This is a genomic window from Microbulbifer maximicatervae (SeqCode) (assembly GCF_056231245.1).
In genome coordinates, this window is sequence record NZ_CP174334.1 from 1,622,018 (window position 1) to 1,638,888 (window position 16,871).

At 54.4% G+C, this 16,871-nt stretch carries 20 protein-coding genes and 3 tRNA genes; 12 read left to right on the forward strand and 11 right to left on the reverse strand.

Going from position 1 to position 16,871, the window contains the following annotated elements:
- Window positions 1-55 precede the first annotated feature (55 nt).
- From ACJJIS_RS06970 to ACJJIS_RS07010, 9 genes are all read left to right on the forward strand, one after another.
- Window positions 56-244, forward strand: coding sequence for a DUF3012 domain-containing protein (locus ACJJIS_RS06970; RefSeq protein ID WP_108733723.1), 189 nt, complete (start codon window positions 56-58; stop codon window positions 242-244).
- A 15-nt stretch (window positions 245-259) separates the two neighbouring features.
- Window positions 260-1,687 (forward strand): Wadjet anti-phage system protein JetA family protein, encoded by a 1,428-nt coding sequence (locus ACJJIS_RS06975; protein WP_475709814.1) that lies wholly within the window; start codon window positions 260-262, stop codon window positions 1,685-1,687.
- Complete coding sequence (locus tag ACJJIS_RS06980; RefSeq protein WP_475709815.1) at window positions 1,680-2,444, forward strand: DUF4194 domain-containing protein; 765 nt, start codon at window positions 1,680-1,682, stop codon at window positions 2,442-2,444. Before ACJJIS_RS06975 ends, ACJJIS_RS06980 begins: the two co-directional genes overlap by 8 nt.
- A 155-nt stretch (window positions 2,445-2,599) precedes the next feature.
- A complete protein-coding gene (locus ACJJIS_RS06985) occupies window positions 2,600-6,247 on the forward strand; it encodes an ATP-binding protein (protein ID WP_475709816.1) in 3,648 nt (1,215 codons plus the stop codon).
- Window positions 6,248-6,289: 42 nt separating this feature from the next.
- Entirely contained in the window at window positions 6,290-7,492 is a 1,203-nt protein-coding gene (locus tag ACJJIS_RS06990; RefSeq protein ID WP_413662524.1) for a Wadjet anti-phage system protein JetD domain-containing protein, read from the forward strand.
- 168 nt (window positions 7,493-7,660) lie between these two features.
- Window positions 7,661-8,122: a hypothetical protein gene (locus tag ACJJIS_RS06995; RefSeq protein WP_108735279.1), complete on the forward strand. Its 462-nt coding sequence runs from the start codon at window positions 7,661-7,663 to the stop codon at window positions 8,120-8,122.
- 131 nt (window positions 8,123-8,253) lie between these two features.
- A complete protein-coding gene (msrC, locus tag ACJJIS_RS07000; protein ID WP_475709817.1) occupies window positions 8,254-8,727 on the forward strand; it encodes a free L-methionine (R)-S-oxide reductase MsrC in 474 nt (157 codons plus the stop codon).
- Entirely contained in the window at window positions 8,727-9,473 is a 747-nt protein-coding gene (locus ACJJIS_RS07005; RefSeq protein ID WP_475709818.1) for a spermidine synthase, read from the forward strand. Before msrC ends, ACJJIS_RS07005 begins: the two co-directional genes overlap by 1 nt.
- Window positions 9,474-9,599: 126 nt before the next feature.
- The gene (locus ACJJIS_RS07010; protein ID WP_282932198.1) at window positions 9,600-10,055 is read left to right on the forward strand and encodes a hypothetical protein; all 456 of its coding nucleotides are present in this window, start codon (window positions 9,600-9,602) and stop codon (window positions 10,053-10,055) included.
- Between the two features lie 49 nt (window positions 10,056-10,104).
- Here the strand turns inward: ACJJIS_RS07010 and ACJJIS_RS07015 are convergent, their stop codons facing one another.
- Genes ACJJIS_RS07015 through folD form a run of 3 tightly spaced genes read right to left on the reverse strand, consistent with a single transcriptional unit; the run spans window position 10,105 to window position 12,672 of the window.
- The gene (locus ACJJIS_RS07015) at window positions 10,105-11,121 is read right to left on the reverse strand and encodes a class I SAM-dependent methyltransferase (RefSeq protein WP_475709819.1); all 1,017 of its coding nucleotides are present in this window, start codon (window positions 11,119-11,121) and stop codon (window positions 10,105-10,107) included.
- Window positions 11,122-11,129: 8 nt separating this feature from the next.
- Complete coding sequence (gene rsuA / locus ACJJIS_RS07020; protein ID WP_282932200.1) at window positions 11,130-11,834, reverse strand: 16S rRNA pseudouridine(516) synthase RsuA; 705 nt, start codon at window positions 11,832-11,834, stop codon at window positions 11,130-11,132.
- Window positions 11,827-12,672 (reverse strand): bifunctional methylenetetrahydrofolate dehydrogenase/methenyltetrahydrofolate cyclohydrolase FolD, encoded by an 846-nt coding sequence (gene folD / locus ACJJIS_RS07025; RefSeq protein ID WP_445358093.1) that lies wholly within the window; start codon window positions 12,670-12,672, stop codon window positions 11,827-11,829. Before folD ends, rsuA begins: the two co-directional genes overlap by 8 nt.
- A 340-nt stretch (window positions 12,673-13,012) precedes the next feature.
- Between folD and ACJJIS_RS07030 the strand changes: the two genes are divergently transcribed.
- From ACJJIS_RS07030 to ACJJIS_RS07040, 3 genes are all read left to right on the forward strand, one after another.
- Window positions 13,013-13,089: transfer RNA gene (locus ACJJIS_RS07030), tRNA-Pro, on the forward strand.
- A gap of 18 nt (window positions 13,090-13,107) precedes the next feature.
- Window positions 13,108-13,184: transfer RNA gene (locus ACJJIS_RS07035), tRNA-Arg, on the forward strand.
- Between the two features lie 115 nt (window positions 13,185-13,299).
- A tRNA-His gene (locus ACJJIS_RS07040) sits at window positions 13,300-13,375 on the forward strand.
- 141 nt (window positions 13,376-13,516) lie between these two features.
- Here the strand turns inward: ACJJIS_RS07040 and ACJJIS_RS07045 are convergent.
- From ACJJIS_RS07045 to ACJJIS_RS07080, 8 genes are all read right to left on the reverse strand, one after another.
- On the reverse strand, window positions 13,517-14,551 hold the full coding sequence (locus ACJJIS_RS07045; RefSeq protein ID WP_475709820.1) for a tyrosine-type recombinase/integrase: 1,035 nt from the start codon (window positions 14,549-14,551) through the stop codon (window positions 13,517-13,519).
- The gene (locus ACJJIS_RS07050; RefSeq protein ID WP_475709821.1) at window positions 14,551-14,790 is read right to left on the reverse strand and encodes a hypothetical protein; all 240 of its coding nucleotides are present in this window, start codon (window positions 14,788-14,790) and stop codon (window positions 14,551-14,553) included. Before ACJJIS_RS07050 ends, ACJJIS_RS07045 begins: the two co-directional genes overlap by 1 nt.
- A gap of 77 nt (window positions 14,791-14,867) precedes the next feature.
- Complete coding sequence (locus ACJJIS_RS07055) at window positions 14,868-15,140, reverse strand: hypothetical protein (protein WP_475709822.1); 273 nt, start codon at window positions 15,138-15,140, stop codon at window positions 14,868-14,870.
- 89 nt (window positions 15,141-15,229) lie between these two features.
- Entirely contained in the window at window positions 15,230-15,517 is a 288-nt protein-coding gene (locus ACJJIS_RS07060; RefSeq protein WP_475709823.1) for a phage antirepressor KilAC domain-containing protein, read from the reverse strand.
- Window positions 15,514-15,678, reverse strand: a complete 165-nt coding sequence (locus ACJJIS_RS07065) for a hypothetical protein (RefSeq protein WP_475709824.1) — start codon at window positions 15,676-15,678, stop codon at window positions 15,514-15,516. The genes ACJJIS_RS07060 and ACJJIS_RS07065 overlap by 4 nt, the downstream gene beginning before the upstream one ends.
- Window positions 15,679-15,846: 168 nt before the next feature.
- A complete protein-coding gene (locus ACJJIS_RS07070) occupies window positions 15,847-16,149 on the reverse strand; it encodes a DUF7673 family protein (protein WP_475709825.1) in 303 nt (100 codons plus the stop codon).
- A complete protein-coding gene (locus tag ACJJIS_RS07075; RefSeq protein WP_475709826.1) occupies window positions 16,146-16,337 on the reverse strand; it encodes a hypothetical protein in 192 nt (63 codons plus the stop codon). Before ACJJIS_RS07075 ends, ACJJIS_RS07070 begins: the two co-directional genes overlap by 4 nt.
- The gene (locus ACJJIS_RS07080) at window positions 16,334-16,675 is read right to left on the reverse strand and encodes a response regulator transcription factor (protein WP_475709827.1); all 342 of its coding nucleotides are present in this window, start codon (window positions 16,673-16,675) and stop codon (window positions 16,334-16,336) included. Before ACJJIS_RS07080 ends, ACJJIS_RS07075 begins: the two co-directional genes overlap by 4 nt.
- Window positions 16,676-16,871: the final 196 nt, after the last annotated feature.

Consider the following 16,871-nt stretch of genomic DNA (forward strand, 5'->3'; position numbering starts at 1 on the left):
GCACATTGCGGCCGCCGGGGAAGTGAAATTCGAATTTCATTTGTAGAAGCGAGCCATGAAAAAAGTATTTGTCCTGACCAGCGCTGTTATCGCCCTTATCGCACTGACCGGCTGTGAGCCCAAACGGGGTTCCGATGCTTGGTGCGAGAAAATGGATGGCATTCCCAAAGGGCAGTGGACTTTTGACGATACCCGCGACTACACAAAATATTGTGTCTTCAACCAAAAGCCGGAAGAGGAATAAGCGGGCCTATAGTCGTTGTTCTTCGTCGATTCCTACCAGCACTTCTTCCGCCCGCTGACCGGTAAATACCGCGAACAGGTGGTTGAGTGCTTGCGTCTTTTGTATGAGCGTCTGTACACCGCCAAGGCCGACTACGGTGAGTCTTTGCTGCGCGAGCAGATCCTGGAAATTTTTGCCGAGGCCCTGACCCGCGCGCCCCAACTCGATAGTGAAGATGGTGTGCAGGACCCCGAGGGCCGCTTCCGCAACCTGCGCGATCAGGCCGTCTGGGTACTGAATAGCCTGGTGGAGTTCGGTTGGCTGGAGAAGCAGGTGGACAGCGCCACGCTCACCGCCACCTATCCGTTTAGCCGCCGGGGCCGCCTTTTCACTCAGCCGCTAGTGGAAGTGAACGGCACTCGCGTGCGCACCCGCCACCGCAATACCCGCAACACCTTAAATGCCCTGGAAGCCTTTGCCAGCCGAGGTGAAACCCACGACTTGATCGATGCCTGGGAATACTCCGAGCGTATCGTGGCGGATTTCACCGATATGATCGCCGAGCTGGAAGAGCGCAAGCGGGAAATGGTGCGGGAAGTGGAGGCTCAATTGCTGGTGCAGCAGGCCACCGATGAGTTTTTCTCCTTTATGGAGAGCCGCTTCCAGCCGGACCTGGCTATCCGTTTGTCTGCGGACAGCGTGGAAAAACACCGCGATTCCATCAATCGGGTGATTGACTGCATTCGCCGCAAGGAGGATGTGCAGAAAGCGGAGTGGGAGAAGCGCCTGCGCCAGCTGCTGCCGGAGTTGGTACAACCGGGCCAATCCCTGTTGTGGCTGATGCTCGATACCATCGAGGACCGCATGCGCCGCGCCTGCGAGGTGAAGTTGCCCGCTTTGCGCCGTGCACTACAGGGCTTTACCAAGCGTGCCGATATTATTATCCGCCAGCTCAGCTACCTGCACAGCCAGGCCGAAGGTGAATTTGCGGACCTGTGCCAGCGCCTCGGCGAGAGCCAGCAAAAAACACAAATTCTCGAGCAGCTGGGCGAACAGCTAGGTGGCTTCCAGCTGCGCCTGTTTGACCCCAAACAAACCCAGCTGTGGCAGCGCAATCGCCGCCAGCCGGTGAATACCCGGGTCGAAGATGAAACCCCCATCGGTGAAGAAAACCGCCGCGAGATCGAGCTGCAACAACTGCTCGACCAGGCGTTTAATTTCAACAACAGTAACCTGCGCGATTATCTGAGTGATGCCCTCGGCACCGGCCGCCAGATCAACAGCCGCAACCTGCCATTGCGCGATGCGCGTGATCTGCTCGCTATGAGCCATGTGATCGAAGCAGCGGCGGTGAACCAGAGCGGCGCCGCCGACCTGCAGGTGGAATTTACCGGTGAAATCGCCAGCAATGACTATTTCACCGAATTTGACGAATATATCCTGGAGCTGAAAAACAGTGATTGAACAGGCTTTGGAAGAGGCCCTGGCGCAGTGTCGCCTGAACCGCAGCGAATTTTCCGAGCTGCTGGTGCGCCTGTTGGATTACGGCGTTATCTGCCGGGATGAAAGCGTAATTGAGACCACCCTTTACGATCGCTTCCAGCGCTGCGAGCAGCTGGTGCGCGAGTGGTTGGCCCCGCTGGGGTTGCGTTTGCAGCACGACAGCCGTTTCCAGTTTATCCGCGTGTATCCGCCCGGCGCCGAAGTGCCAGGACTGCCGGATCAGGAAGAGCCGCACCATGGCGGCTTCCGCGCCCGCCTCAGCCAACAGGAAGTGGCCGCGATTCTCGCCCTGCGCGTGGAATACGATAAAGCGCTGCGGGAAGGGCAGGTGGATGAGAGCGGCTGTGCCGCGCTATCGATGGAAGCCCTGGAACTGGGCATGCGCAACCTGCTGAAAATGTCCCTGCCGGATAAGCACGCCGAGCGTAAAAACCTGCTGAAGAAATTGCGCCAGCTGCGTTTGGTGCAGTTCAGCAGTGAAGAAGTGGAGACCAGTGCGGAAGTCTGGCTGCGCGTGCGCCCGACCATCGCCCACTTTGTCAGCGAGTCGGTATTGCACCAGCTGATCGACAGCGAAGCCCCGCCCGTAGTGGAGAGGGAGGCCATTCAAACTGATGAAATTGATGAGGTTGAAGAGGTGGAACAAGAGCAAGCGCTCGAACGCATCACTCCAGAAGTCGAAGATAACAGCCTGTTTGAGAGTGAAGCCGCTTCCTAGTTGAAAATAGAGGCCGCACTAGCGGCTATAAAAAATCGAAAACATTCGACCGCCCGGGTTTGCGTAAATCGCGCCCGGTAGCCTCGGAGAAGGGTGTCGGCTTCCCGCCGGCCAAAAGACCCTGCTTTTGAAAAGACCGTTTTTTTGAAAAGACTATGTTCCTAAAAAAACTGATCCTGATTAACTGGGGCAATATCCCGCAGTTGGAATATGATTTCGGCCCGATCAACCTGTTTTCCGGTGGCAACGGTTCCGGTAAAACTACTGCGGCCGATGCTATCCAGACATTGATGACCGCCGCCCACGATACTCTGTTTACGTTTAACCCGGGACAGGATGAAACCACCCAGCGCGGGCGCGGTGGCAAGCAGGTGCGGACGCTAGCTTCCTATGTACTGGGTTGTGACGACGGCAGTTACGCCCGTGTCGAGCCCACCGACTGTTACATCGCCGGTATTTTTCATCCCACCAGCGGTGAAGACGACGCTGAGCCCTTTACCGCAGTGATGGGGATTCGCGCACACCTGGATAACAGCAGCAAACCCGCCCAGGCTCGCCAAAGTGATTTGCGCTTTTTCGTATTCCCCGGCGAACAGTTGGTGATGGGAGATTTTGTCCGGGATTACACCGATGGCAAACACCTGCTGCCCCTGGATAAATTCAACCAGGTCCTGAGCAAGCAGTTCGAAAAAGTAGAGCAGTACGACAAGAAAAAGGCCTACCTGCGCCGCCTTTACGGTGCCCTGCGCGGACGCCGCGATGCGGTCTCCGATCGCGAGGCCATGCACGCCGCGCGCACCTTTGCCAATTTTATGGCCTACAAGCCGGTAAAAAGCATCAATGATTTTGTCGCCCAGGAAGTGTTGGAAAAGCGCGATCTGGGTGATGCCATCCGCTCCGTATCCGAGCTGATGAAAACCATTCACAGCATGGAGCAGGAAGCCCGCCAGATTGTGGAGCGGGTCAGTTCCCTGGAGGCCATCGCCCAGTCGGTAGAGCTCTACCGGGAGCAGTGGTTGCAGTTGCGGGTGCAGGAATATTTGTGCGCACGCCACCGCCAGCAGCGGGTGCAAAAGAGTTATCTGAGCGGTAAGAACGACCAGAAAAAACTGCGCAGTGATCTGGACAACAATGAGCGCGAACTGCGCGTCGCTTCCGAGCGCGTCGAGCAACTCAATGGCCAGCTGGTAGAGCTTCAAGCCCAGCGCCTGGGTATCGATGCGCTGCGCAATAAGGACGAACTGGAACAGCGCATTAGCAATGCCCTGAGCCTGCTGTCCCAGCAGCACACCCCCATGTCTGCCGAAGAGGCCCGCTGGCGCGAGAACCGCGAGGCCGCCGAAGAATTATTAAATCTACTCAACTCCACCTCCGCCGAGCTGGAAATTCCCGCCTTCTCCGATAAGGCACTGGTGCAGGCAATTAAGCAGGTGGCCCGCGAGGAAGACCTGCCGGATTTGCACAAGTTGCTGGGCAAGGACTGGATCGATCTGGCCGCACTGGAGCCACTGCGCGAGCGTGCCGCCAGCAGTGAGGCCCTACAGAACCGCCTCTTCGACCTGCTAGATAGCAGTGGTAAAGCTGGCGCCAGTGATGAGGTTTCCCCCAAAGAGCAGATTGCCCAGCAGGCCTCCCGCTGGGAGCAAAAAGTGCAGCAACTGCAAAAGCAGCTGCGCACCCAGGAGAGCCGCATTCAGCATCTCCAGGCTAACCGCGTGCGCTACCCCCAATCGGTGGAAGTGGCCCTGGCCGCAATTCGCGAGCAGTGCCCAGAGGCGGAGCCCCGCGTCCTGTGTGATTATGTGGAAGTGCTGGATGAGCGCTGGCAGATGGCGATTGAAGGCTATTTGGGCGGCGCGCGCTTCTCGATTATTGTGGAGCCGGAACACGAGGCCCGCGCGATTCGCATCGTGCGCAGCCTGCCCGGGCGCAACAACCGCGCCCGCGTGATCCAGGGGGATAAAGCCCGCCGCGATGCGGAGCGCCTGGATATGCCGTCGGGCTCCATTATCGAACTGATGGAGTTCACCCATAAAACTGCCGAGCACTATTTGCGCGCCTCTTACGGTGCCGTGGTTCAGGTGGAGGATGAACACGAGCTGCGCGGCACCCGCCGGGGCCTGACTGCCGACGGTATGGCCAGTGGCAACTACAGCATGTGGCGCTGCGATATGGACGATGCCGAGCTGGTATTCGGCCAGGGCGCCCGCGCCCGCGCACTGGCGGCGCAGCAGCGCGCTATGGAGCAGTTGCTGGAAGAGGCCGCCCACGTCAACGAGCGCCACCAGCTCTACCGCCGAGTCACCAACGCGGTGCGCGGACTGGCGAATATCAAGCTGTTGTCCATTGTGGATTCCGCCCTGGCGGCCCAGCGGGAATGGCGCAGCGCCGAGCGGGCTCTGGAAAACCTGGACCTGAAGGACTTCGAGCAGTTCGAGCAGCAGGTCGATGAACTCAAGGCCCAGCTCAAAGATCAGCAAAAGCAGCTGTCGGACCTCCAGCGCAAACATGGCTCTCTGGAGACCAAGCTAAGAAGCAACGACAAACTCTTATACGCGCTGTCTGGCGAGCTGGAGTCCCTGGACGATGCCGCCAGTGACAGCGAGGAAATGGTAAGGCGTATTACCGCCATCGACCCCACTTTCGATGCCGAGCAAGTACTGGTTACTGCCGATGAGCAGGTAGAGCGCGCAGCTGACAACTTCGACTTCTCAGCGGATATCGAAAGTTGGCAGGGGCAGCTGGAGAAATACAGTCGCCAGTTGGATCGCGCGGTGATGGAGTACAACGCCACCTGTGCCAGCGTCGATACCCTGGTATTTGAGCCAGACTTGAGTGGCGGCCACAAAGATGGTTTGTTCAAGTTGATCAGCGGTCTCGGCGATCAGGTAGAGACCCTGCGCAACCGCTTGAAGAATAACCTGTTGGTGGAGCGCCACGATCAACTGCTGGGATTGAAAAAATCCTTTAACACCACTTTTGTAACCCACTTGTGCCACGCTATTTACCAGTCCATTAACGATGGTAAGCGCGTGTTGGATGATCTGAACAAAGAGCTGGAACACCACCGCTTTGGCGCCGACCGCGAGCGCTTCCGTTTCGACTACCAGTGGGTGGCGGAATTCAAGGAGTACTGGAGCTTCTTTAAGGCGGTAATTGAACTGCCGAATCTGGGTGAGGAGCAGAGCCTGTTCGACACGGACTTGGCGCCCAAGCACCGCAAGGTGCGGGATCGCCTGTTGAGTATGCTGCTGAGTGAAGACGAGCAGGTAGCGCGGCGCGAGCTGGATCGAATCAGCGACTATCGCAACTACCGCAGCTATGAGATCTATAAGGAACCGGAAGGCAAGGAGCCGATTGCGCTCAGCCAGTACGGCACCGGTTCTGGCGGTCAGTTGGAAACGCCGGCTTATATTATCCGCTCCGCAGCGGTCACTTCGGCCTTCCGCTTTGGTGAAAGCGGCAGCCATTTGCAAATGGTGCTGGTGGATGAGGCCTTCTCCAAAATGGATGAGTCCCGCTCCAAGGAAGTGATCCGTTACCTGACTGAAACCCTGGGGCTACAGCTGCTGTTTATTATGCCCAGCAGTAAATCCGGGCCTTTTATGGATCTGATCTCGAATCAGTTTGTATTCAGCAAGTGCCCCAGTACCAAGCCCATCGGCCAGCTGAATACCCGAGTGTATGTCGATCGCAAGGTGTGCAACCAGGAGCGTATCGCCGAACTCTGGGCCAACCACCGCCGCACGATTCGCCAACAGGCATCGCTGGATTTTATGGACCTGGTAGAAGTAGAGGGATAGGTATTTTCGGGGGAAACCCCTCCATTGGCAGGGAGGCAACCGATGGAAAAGACATTGCCCTATTGGGTAGAGGAAAACCCGCTGTTAATCGGCATCCTGAATTTTATTCTGGATCGGCGGGACAGCCAGCTGGAACGCGGCAAGGAAGCCCGCATTAGTTTCAGGTTGGATTTGCGCGCTGGCAGCAAGCGCTGGTTGGAAGTGTTGGAGCCCCTCAGGGACCCCGACCAAGACGAGCAGGAGCTGTGGAATGAATTGCAGCACTTTGCGCGGGAATACCAGTGTTTTACGGTAAAACCGAATCCGAAAAGGCGGCCGGGTATTGCCGAGTGGCAGGGGGCCCAATTGATTTTTCGGGATGCCAGCGAGGAACAGCTACGGCTGTGGCTCAATCGCCCATCCCCTACCGTTCGCCAATCCGCCTGGACCAGCCTGCTGGAACCCTATGTCGATCGCTTTGAAAATCCCGCCGCTTTTCCCCTCGAAGGCTTGGAGCTCCAACCGGGGTTTGATTCCGTCGAAGAAATTATTGCTTGCTGGGTTTCCGTCGGCAAAGAGCTGATCTTTGCCGATAAAATTTCCTGGCGACAATTAGCTGCACGCTGCTTTAAAGGGGATTCCAAATACCTGGAAATACCCAGCCGTCAATCTCTGGTGCGCAATCTCTATCCTGACCTGAGCCGTAAAATCCAGGAGCGCCAGCTTTTACTCCACGCCTACCTGCCCAGGCAATTTGAGCAGGTCATTTTTATCGAAAACCAGGACACTTTTATTAGCTTGGCGGAGCTGCAACCCAGTCGTGCTGCGCTGGTTTATAGCGAGGGCTACCAGGGCGGTGCAGAACGGATTCGCAATGGGGAGAGGGTGCGCTTCAGCACTATTAATGTGGTTAGTGAAAATATCCGGCAACAATTCCTAAGCTGGTGGCACGATGGGGAATCCCGAACTGTTCCAACATTTTTCTGGGGGGATCTGGACTATGAGGGATTGCGGATTGCCGCAGCGCTGAGAAAGAGCTTTCCCGACTTGCAGTGCTGGCGCCCGGGCTACGATCTGTTACTGCATTTTTTGCGCACGGGAAAAGCCCATGCTCCGGAGCAGGCGGAAAAGGTGGGGCAAAAGCTGGTGCAAGCGATTGGTTGCCAATACGCAGACAGCACTCTGCTGCCAGCAATTTCAGACAGCAATCGCTATGTGGATCAGGAGGCGGTTGAGATTGGGGAGTTGGCTGGGACATTAGTGTGAATATGTCGCTATTCGATAAATTTTAATTGTTCGTTTTTATGGAATGGTGACTATCAAGGTGTCGGCGGGCGTTTGAACTTGTTTTTTATGCGCAATTTCTCGGAAGATAGAAAAAATATGCTGTAAAAATGCCCCTCAGAATAACAAGTGCAGTTTCCGGAGTTTGCTATGCGTCAGTTTTCCATCCTGGTCATTTTTGCGTTGGCCTTTGGCGGCGCCGCCGTGATGTACGAGAAGGAAAGCCGTAAAGTAAAAGGCGTGTTGACCCAGATTACTGAACTTCAAGCGCAGATGGGTGATTTACAGGCGGAGATCAACCGCCTGAACAGTGAATTGGAAGCCGTGAAGCTTGCGGAGCGCCGCCGCCCTAATCTCAGTGCTATGGCTAACCGCATTCGCCGCGAAGGTAGCGGCAACTCCGCACAAGTTGCGCCCAAGCCGAAAGTGGAAGACCGCTTTGAAAAGTCGCGCAACCTGATGCAGTCAGACGTTACCAGCGCGCCGCCAGCTATCCAGTCGAACACTCGTAGCAACAATGATGAAAGCGAGTGGTCTCGCCCAACTGTAGATGCCGATGAGTATCGTGGTGAGACCGGTGAAGAACCCGCAGTGGTCGATCCCTACCAGTAATTTTGCACTCTGCATATTGATTCCCTCGCCAAAGCCCGCAAAATACCTGCCTCCCGCAGGATACTGTTTTGCGGGTTTGCCAGTTTTAGCTGACACGATTTGAAATTATAAGTGGGCAAGGGGCGCTAGGTATGTCGCTGAACAAGTTTTACACCACCTTAAATGGGCAGCTGGAAGGATTGCTTTCTGGAGAGCGAGACTGGCTGGCCAACACCGCCAATGCCAGTGCGCTGTTGTTTATGGAGTTGGAAGATATCAACTGGGCCGGTTTCTATTTCCTCTACGGTGATGAATTGCGTTTGGGGCCCTTCCAGGGCAAGCCTGCCTGTACCCGGATTCCAGTGGGCGCCGGTGTTTGCGGCACTGCTGTTTCGACCGGTGAATCCCAATTGGTAGACGATGTGCATCAGTTCCCCGGCCATATCGCCTGCGATGCTGTGTCGGCCTCAGAGGTGGTGGTGCCACTGTATGATGACGCGGGTCGTTGCCTGGGAGTGTTGGATATCGATAGCCCCAGTGTGGCGCGCTTTAGCGAGGAAGACCTGGCGGGCCTACAGGAATTTGCCCGGGTATTGCTCGAGTCCTCAGACCTCCCGGCGAGCTGATGGCGCTGCTTTGGCAAAAGCAGGTTGGCGATACCTGCTACCAGGTGCGCAACCATGGCGCCAGTGTGCGCCTCTACAGCAATGGGGTTTTCCATTCTCAGTGGAATCCCCGCGATCCCCTCAAGGGCTCCCTTTGGGAGTTATTGCTGCTACCGGCATTCTTCCTCCCTGAAGAGCGCTTGAATTCGGTATTGGTACTCGGCGTCGGTGGTGGTGCCCTGATTCGCCTTTTGCAGGCGTTCACCTCCGCTAAGCGTATTGTCGGCGTAGATTTGGACCCGGTGCACCTGGATATTGCCCGTCGCTTCTTTGGCGTACGCGATGTTGAGCTGGTGTGTGCGGATGCCTGTGACTTTGTGCGCGACCACTTGAAGCGACCCTCTCACAGCACTTTCGACCTGGTAATCGACGACTTATTTGGGCACTGCGACGGCGTAGCGCAGCGAGCGGTTACCGCCGATAAATCCTGGTGCTCCAGCCTGATGCGCCTGCTTCATAAAGATGGCGTGCTGGTCAGTAACTTCGGGGATAGGCCCGAGCTACTGAACAGCGCTTGGCGCGACAAAGCTATGCGTGAGCGACTCGGCGGCGCCTGGATGGCCTATATGCCCCAGTATGAGAATCATATCCTGGCAGTGAGCAGAGGAACTCTGCGCAAAGGTGAGCTGGCGGCCAGGGCCCCAGAAAAGATCAATCCCGCCAACCCCAATCGGCGCCTGGATTTCCGCATGAGCCAGCTTCGCTGATCTCGATAGCCCCCACAGAGGCCGGCTCCTAAAATCCCTGTCACTTTAATAGTGATATTCATTGGCGCCCTTTGTCACCTCGTGACTATACTCAAGGTGAGCGAAGTGTTCTGCCGGGATCGATTGATGCGGTACAAAACTGTTGAGGAAGTGATTCAGGAAGGAAGGGATTTTCATGCCAAGTTGGCGCTGCAATACGAAGAGTATGAGCAGCTTGCCACCAATGAACGGGTCGAGTTGCTGTTGGATCAGCTGCGACGACGGGAAGATTCCATGAAGCACTCACTGGAAAATTTCCATGCAGACCTGCCCCCTGGAGCCCTACATACCTGGGTGCAATTTGCCCCGGAAGGGCGAGAGAAAGAATTTTTGCAGCGCTTGCGCGGCATTGATATTGAAGACTTGGAGCAGATTGCCAAGTTGGCCATGGATATCGAGATCTACCTGGCCGATCAATATCGGGATCTAGCCCAGGGCGCTGAAACCCCATCGGCACGAGATGCATTCGAACGATTGCGACAACTCGAAGAGTTGGAAGAGCATACGCTGTCGATGAACTTGTTTAATCTGCGCGATTACTAGCCTTTAATCCAGTTTCCAGGCGACTGCTGCCGGCCTGCGCCCCTAGCTCTTAGGGGCGCAGACGGTATACGCAAAATCCTTGCTCTTTAGTGATCAAATCCACCTGGGAAAAATAGCGGGGCCCTTTTTTCGCAAGGGGAATAAATTCATTCACCACAAAAATCGCAGCGCCGGAATCTTTGAGAATCCGCGCACTCTGTTGCAGAAAGCGATCGGTCAAATCTCCCTCCACCTGAAAGCCCTGGTGGAAAGGTGGGTTGCACAGCACCAGATCGGCGATTTCACTCTCCAGTTCAGAGCCTGCATCAGAGGGCACAACGATGCCTTCGATTCCCTGTTCGGTAAAATTCTTGCGGCAGGCCAATAGAGCAGCGGCGTTATTATCCGTAGCGGTAAAATGATATTTACCCAAAGCGGCTAATTGCATACTCAGGTAGCCATAACCACAACCGAGATCAACAATACGAGAACCGTCCTGAGGCAACTCAGTCGTTAATTGCTGGGCGAGGAGAGCACTGCCTTTATCGATTTTGTTCCAGCCGAACAATCCCGGCTTGGAGTAGAGGTCTCCAAGCTCGGGCAGCTTCTGTAACTGGGCGTACTGAAGCTCACTGACTGGATTGCCGGTGTCCTCGTGAGCGACAACATTACTGCTCAGGTAGTCGTTGCCGTTTTTTTGCAAGTGCTTGGCGGTACCCAGGCGCTCGGCCACTTTGGCGGCGTAGCTTTTGATTCCGCTTTGCTTTTCACCCAGCAGAACCAACTCGCCACCTTCACCGAGGAAGTGGGGTGCGCAATCAATAATATGGTGAACTACGGCCTTCTCTTTCGAAACGGCGTAGACAATACGGCGGTATTTGCGGTCCAGTTCTTCAAAGTGGAAATCATTGAAGAAGCTCCGCTTCACCGTATTTTCGGCGAGTTCGGCAATATCCCAGCGGTTACTGATTAAATCCCCGGCAAAATGAAACCCCTCCTGGTGTAAGAGGGGCTTGCTGTTTTCATCGGCGATCCACAGGGTTTCCTCTGGGGCCTGGATAAGTTCCTGATGTAGAAGGGCTGACATATCTTTTTTTAATTGATAGAGGCAATTTCTTCAGGGGTCAGGAGGCGGTAATCACCTTCCTGAAGTTCTTCATCCAAGATGATTTCGCCGATCTTTTCCCGGTGCAACTCCAATACCTTGTTGCCCAGGGCTGCAAACATACGCTTCACCTGATGATAGCGCCCTTCACCGATGGTGATGCGCACTTCGTTGGCAAAGAGGATCTCCAGCTTGGCGGGCTTGGTTCTCTTCTTTTCGTTATTGAGCCAGACACCCTTGGCAAGCTTGGCCACGGCATCTTCCTCAATTTTCTCGGCCAACAGAGCGTAGTAGGTCTTGTCGCAATGGTGGTTGGGGGAGGTCACTTTGTGGGACCACTGGCCGTCATCGGTAAGTAGCACCAGGCCGGTGGTATCAATATCCAGGCGCCCGGCAATATGCAGCTTTTCCTTGTTAGGCTCATCAATCAGGTCCAGCACTGTAGGGTGCTCGCCATCTTTGGTGGCACTGACATAGCCCAGGGGCTTGTTCAACATAATGTAGCGGGGCCCCGGCTCGTGCAGGGGCTCATCATCCAGGCACAACTCATCACTGACTTGTATTTTGGTAGCCGCATTGGTGACCACCTCACCATTGACGGTAATGCGCCCCGCCCAAGCGGCGCGCTTTACATCAGTGCGGGAGAGGTCGGTGACCTGGCTGACCGCTTTATCTAGACGAATCAGGTTAGCCAATTTTACGCTCACCGGAATCGACAGATTGATAGATCAGGGTATTGATGGTCATGGGACCAACACCGCCGGGTACCGGGGTGTAAGCGGCAGCGCGCTCAGTCAGCGGGCCCAGCTCGACATCGCCGACACCGCCGGGGTGGTAACCGGCATCCACAACCACCGCGCCATCCTTAATCCACTCGGCCTTGATAAACTCAGGCTTGCCCACGGCGCCCACTACGATATCGGCGCGGCGGATATGTTCGGCCAGGTCTTGGGTGCGGGAGTGGCAGATAGTCACGGTGGCATTGGCATTCAACAACATGGCCGCCATCGGCTTACCTAAAATGGGGCTGCGACCCACAACCACGGCGTGCTTGCCTTCCAGTTCAATATTGTAGGCTTCCAGCAGGCGCATAATTCCTTTAGGAGTCGCGCAACCATAGGCCTCTTCACCCATTGCCATACGGCCAAAGCCCAGGCAGGTTACACCGTCTACATCTTTCTCCAGGCTGATCGCATCAAAACAAGCGCGCTCATCGATCTGCGCCGGTACCGGGTGCTGGAGCAGAATGCCGTGGACGTTGGGGTTGGTGTTGAGTTCTTCGATCTTGGCGAGCAGCTGCTCAGTGGTGGTGGAGGAGGGCAGTTCCACCTGGAGGGAGTCCATGCCGATTCGGCGGCAGGCATTGCCCTTCATCTTTACGTAAGTGGCAGAGGCGGGGTCATCACCTACTAGAATGGTCGCCAGGATTGGCGTTTGGCCACCACTCTTTTCCTTTAGTACGGCTACCCGAGCCGAGAGTTCCTCTTCAGTTTTCTGTGCCAGGGCCTTGCCGTCCAGAACCAGTGCAGACATAGATACTATCTCTAACAGTAAAAAATCGATGGCTAATAGACCGGAATCTGCTTCAGCACCTACTTTATATAGAAGGGCGGAAGCCGGCGATTTTTAAAAACGCTTACTTTTTATCCGGTCGGATTCGCGAAGTGCGCCATTTTCGCACAGGTTGGAAATAATTTCGCCACTTCTGGGCCCAGATAGGCAAAAGGATAAACTTCTTTAAAAATAATAGCTTAGAAGCGTTGACATGGGCCGGGGGTATCATTACTATGCACGCACTTCGCAGCTACAGCGACTTACACAACCACCTACGGGGCGGTTAACAGGGTCAAAGAGGTGCGAATGATTGGAAAAACGGGGCATAGCGCAGTCTGGTAGCGCGCCTGCTTTGGGAGCAGGATGTCGGGGGTTCGAATCCCTCTGCCCCGACCAATTTTCCGGGTTCACCTTGCGCCCGTAGCTCAGCTGGATAGAGCATCCGCCTTCTAAGCGGATGGTCGCAGGTTCGAGTCCTGCCGGGCGTGCCATCTTCACAAGATGGTGCTGGTTTGGCAAAAAGGACTTAGTCTGAAGCCAGATTGGCTGCAAGAGGTATCCGGCAATCAGTACTGCCACAAGGTGCTGAAGTATATCACTTTTATGGTGGCCGTAGCTCAGTTGGTAGAGCACAGGATTGTGGCTCCTGAGGTCGCGGGTTCGATCCCCGTCGGCCACCCCAGATTCTTCCTTGTTTATCAAGGACTTAAAACCCCGCCGAGTGCGGGGTTTTTTAGTTTTGGGCGCCAGTGTGGTAATTCAGTGTGGTAATTTCGTACACTGGCCCAACTTCTTCATAGTCTGTCTGTACGCCTATCCAGTATCAACGGCGCTTTTTCGAACTTGGATTATTGAGCGAAACCACTCTGTCGGGGGTGCGATTGTAGCGCTCTGCCATGCTGCGAGTTTTGTGACCGCTGAATTTTTGTACATCCCCTTCAAAGTCGCTGACAGCTTTAATTTTCAGATCGTGAAAGCGGAACCGCTCTTTTATGGCATTGGCTGCCAGAGCTGCCCGTTGCTCTCTAAGCCAGACTGAATTAAACCCGGTGCGAGTGTAGGCACGTCCGGCACGATTGCGGATGAGGTGAGTAGTTTGCACTTGCGCGCGAATGTTGGCATTGAGAGCGCGGTCAACAACTTCCCGTAATGCTGGACTCCAGAGTTTCAGCTGAGCTTTGCCCGTTTTTGCTTGGACAACTAATAGACCATCTTCCCGTATGTCAGCGCGGGTCAGGGCGAGTACATCTTGCTGGCGGGCGGCGCATAAGTAGCTAATCTCCATGGCGCACCGATGCATAACATGGCCGCGTTCGCTGAGCCATTGCTTGAACGCTTGGTATTCCCAATCCTCTATGTAGCGTCCCCCTGGTCCTTCCTTGAGCGTTTTGATTACGGTAGTGGGGTCTTCAATTTTGACAAATCCTCGTGCCTTTCCCCACTTCATAACAATGCTAAGGAAAGTTCGCTCGCGGTTGGTTGCCGCAGGGTGTTCGGCCCCTCGGGCGTCTACAAACATCTGAACCAATGGCGAAGTAATCAAGTCGGGCTGCATTTCCCCAAAAACTTTTCTTACTCGCTGGCTGTAGCGTAAATAATCTTTCTGAGTCTGGGGTTTGATGAGTTTCGTGTACTGGGGTGATGCGAAATAAAGGTCAATCAAATCTGAAAACGTGAAGGCTTTTTCCTCCAATCCAGCTTGATAGCGCTCGTAAGCTCCCCAAACTTCTGACCTACTGGCATCATGTTTAGCCAGGTGCTTTGTTGGATGCCCGCGACGATTGACACGATACTCGTCTTTGTACCGCTCTACATATGGCGGCATCCATGAATTTTCTGGTCTGCGACGCCTGCCCATTAGTTAGCTGCTCCCAGGTTAAAGCCTTCTGGCAGATTAGCACCTGGTAGGGTTGGTTTTGAGGTACTACGGGCCAGAGTGGCCTGATTAACCATATCCCAGGTTAGGGCGGGGGACTTATCTTTTTTAAGTACGTAAGGGATCTTGTTTGCGTCCAGAACACGTTTTTGTTCTTCAGTATTATTTACACCAGCACCGGTGAGGCGGGCTATTTCATGCTTGGTTAGTAGCTTGCTCATCGCATATCCCTCGCGTTGTTGTCTTCTACCTAAAAAGCCCGCACTTGGCGGGCTGAGAAAACTATTTTTAATTAAGATCAAGCGTATTGCGGTTCTGCCTTGGGTTTTGATTCTGGGTGAGGGCCGTCTTTGGGCTTCTCTTCAATAATTTTTTTGTCGACTATGCGATAAATTTTTGCATTGTCAGTTTTCTTGTCGAATATCTGAGCCCAGTGGGTAAAGGGGTCATTTTGAGCGATGCGCTGTACTTCTTCGAAGGCCTCTTTTTCAGTGGGGTAGGAGCGCTTGAAATCTTTGATGCCCCCCATCAATAGGTTGTAGGTGCCAGTAAGCAGTGCGTATCTTTCCATTGGATTTTCCCATTTTAAAAAATGGGCTCCATACCGGCAGCCCAAGGATGGTTACCTCTGGCTGAATGCGCCGGGGCGCGGTTAAATTTCTAGCTAGCTTGGCAGATGGATTTTTTTTCGATCAGATCCCGAATCCACACCATGCCCTTCGATGTCACTTTGGTATTGATATACGGCACCTTCACCGGGCCACGGTTATATTCATCATTCTCTGCAACCAGCAGTCCCTGCTGTACGGCGGCCTTTGTCGGTGAGTTGCGCATAGGTTCACGGCTGTGCAAAAGATCGCTATTTCGCAGTAGCTTTAACAGGTTGTTTCTGCCCATTTCTAAAGTTCGGGCTGCCTGGGTGATGGTGAAGAGTTTTTCCTTTTTCACGCTGCCTCCTGGTCCTTCAAATTTTTTTCCGATGGTTGGCATTGGATGGCTTCGGAGAGTGCGGCTATTTGCTCTTGCATACCGTTTATTTGTAACTGCTGGGTTTCTACCGTGGCCATTAGGTCTTGAGTGATTTGTAGTAGTTGGGAGAATTCATTCATGGTTCGTCCCTACTATTTTTTTGAACTTCCGTTCCCTGCCAATTGCCGGCTCCCAATATTTGCAAAGCTGACAACTCCAGCCGCGCAATAACAGCTTCCCGTTGAATACCGGCTCTGCGGGTTTTCCGCAGTGGGCGCAGTGTATTCGCGGTAGCTGCTGCAACTGGTTCATGCTGCACCTTTTCTCTGAGTTTCAAGGTGAGACCACTCGACCTGAAGGGTGCGAAATTTTTTCTCGCCATGCGCAATAACGCTTTGGGGTTCTTTGCCCATGTAGCGAAGCGTGATTACGTTAAGTGCGTGCTGATAGTTGTCACCATCTAGCAGAGAGAGTTCTGCAACGGGGACGGTGAAATCATTGCTATTCCAGGCTGAAAGCAATACCTGTGCAGCAATTGCGCTAGCGCCGGAGTAACCGTTGGCTACAGTAAGTAGAGTTTCCACGCTCTGCTTTGAGGTGAAATAAGTCATGCCGCATCACCTCCAAACGGGGGCCAATCGTCACACTGTGAGGAGGATGCCGGTGTGGGCTTTAGCGATGCTTTTATCGCGCGGTGATGCTTTTGACTGCTAGCGATAATTGGCCCGGATTTACCACTGGGGCGATGGTTGTCACTTTGGATTTGAGCTTTTGGGAGTACATAGACTGTGGCGGTCATACGATGCCCTCGTAGTTATTGCGAATGCGGATAGTTTGAGTGGTGGGGCGGCGCTGCATGCGAGTGCGCAACTGCTCCTGCGCATCCGTACCAATGCCACTAAGAATTGAGGCGATCAGAGCAAATTGAATTAATCCGTGTTTAACCGCTTTGGCCACCGCTTCAGTGCTATTGCGGGCATGCAGTTTGTAAAAGCATTCAGCCAGCAAGTTGGTGACATTGGCTACGGAGCACCGCATAGCTGCTGCGGTCTCCCTGTTGGAGAGGCCTCGGGCTCGATATGCCAGCGCTTCGGCCTGGCGTGGGGCCAGAGGGGTGACATTGATCGTTGAGTGCATTTGGGTGCCCTACTAGTTGTCGATAAGGCGACAATAGTAAAACACTATTTTGTGGTCAATAGAAAAACACTATTTGAGAGTGTTTACGCGCCACTAAGTTATTTGCTTGTGTTGCAAAAGGCCCGAAGAGGAAAAATATGCAGTGAAGTTTGAGTTAGCGGTCGCATGATTTGCGTGCAACCGCTGTCTGAAGAGG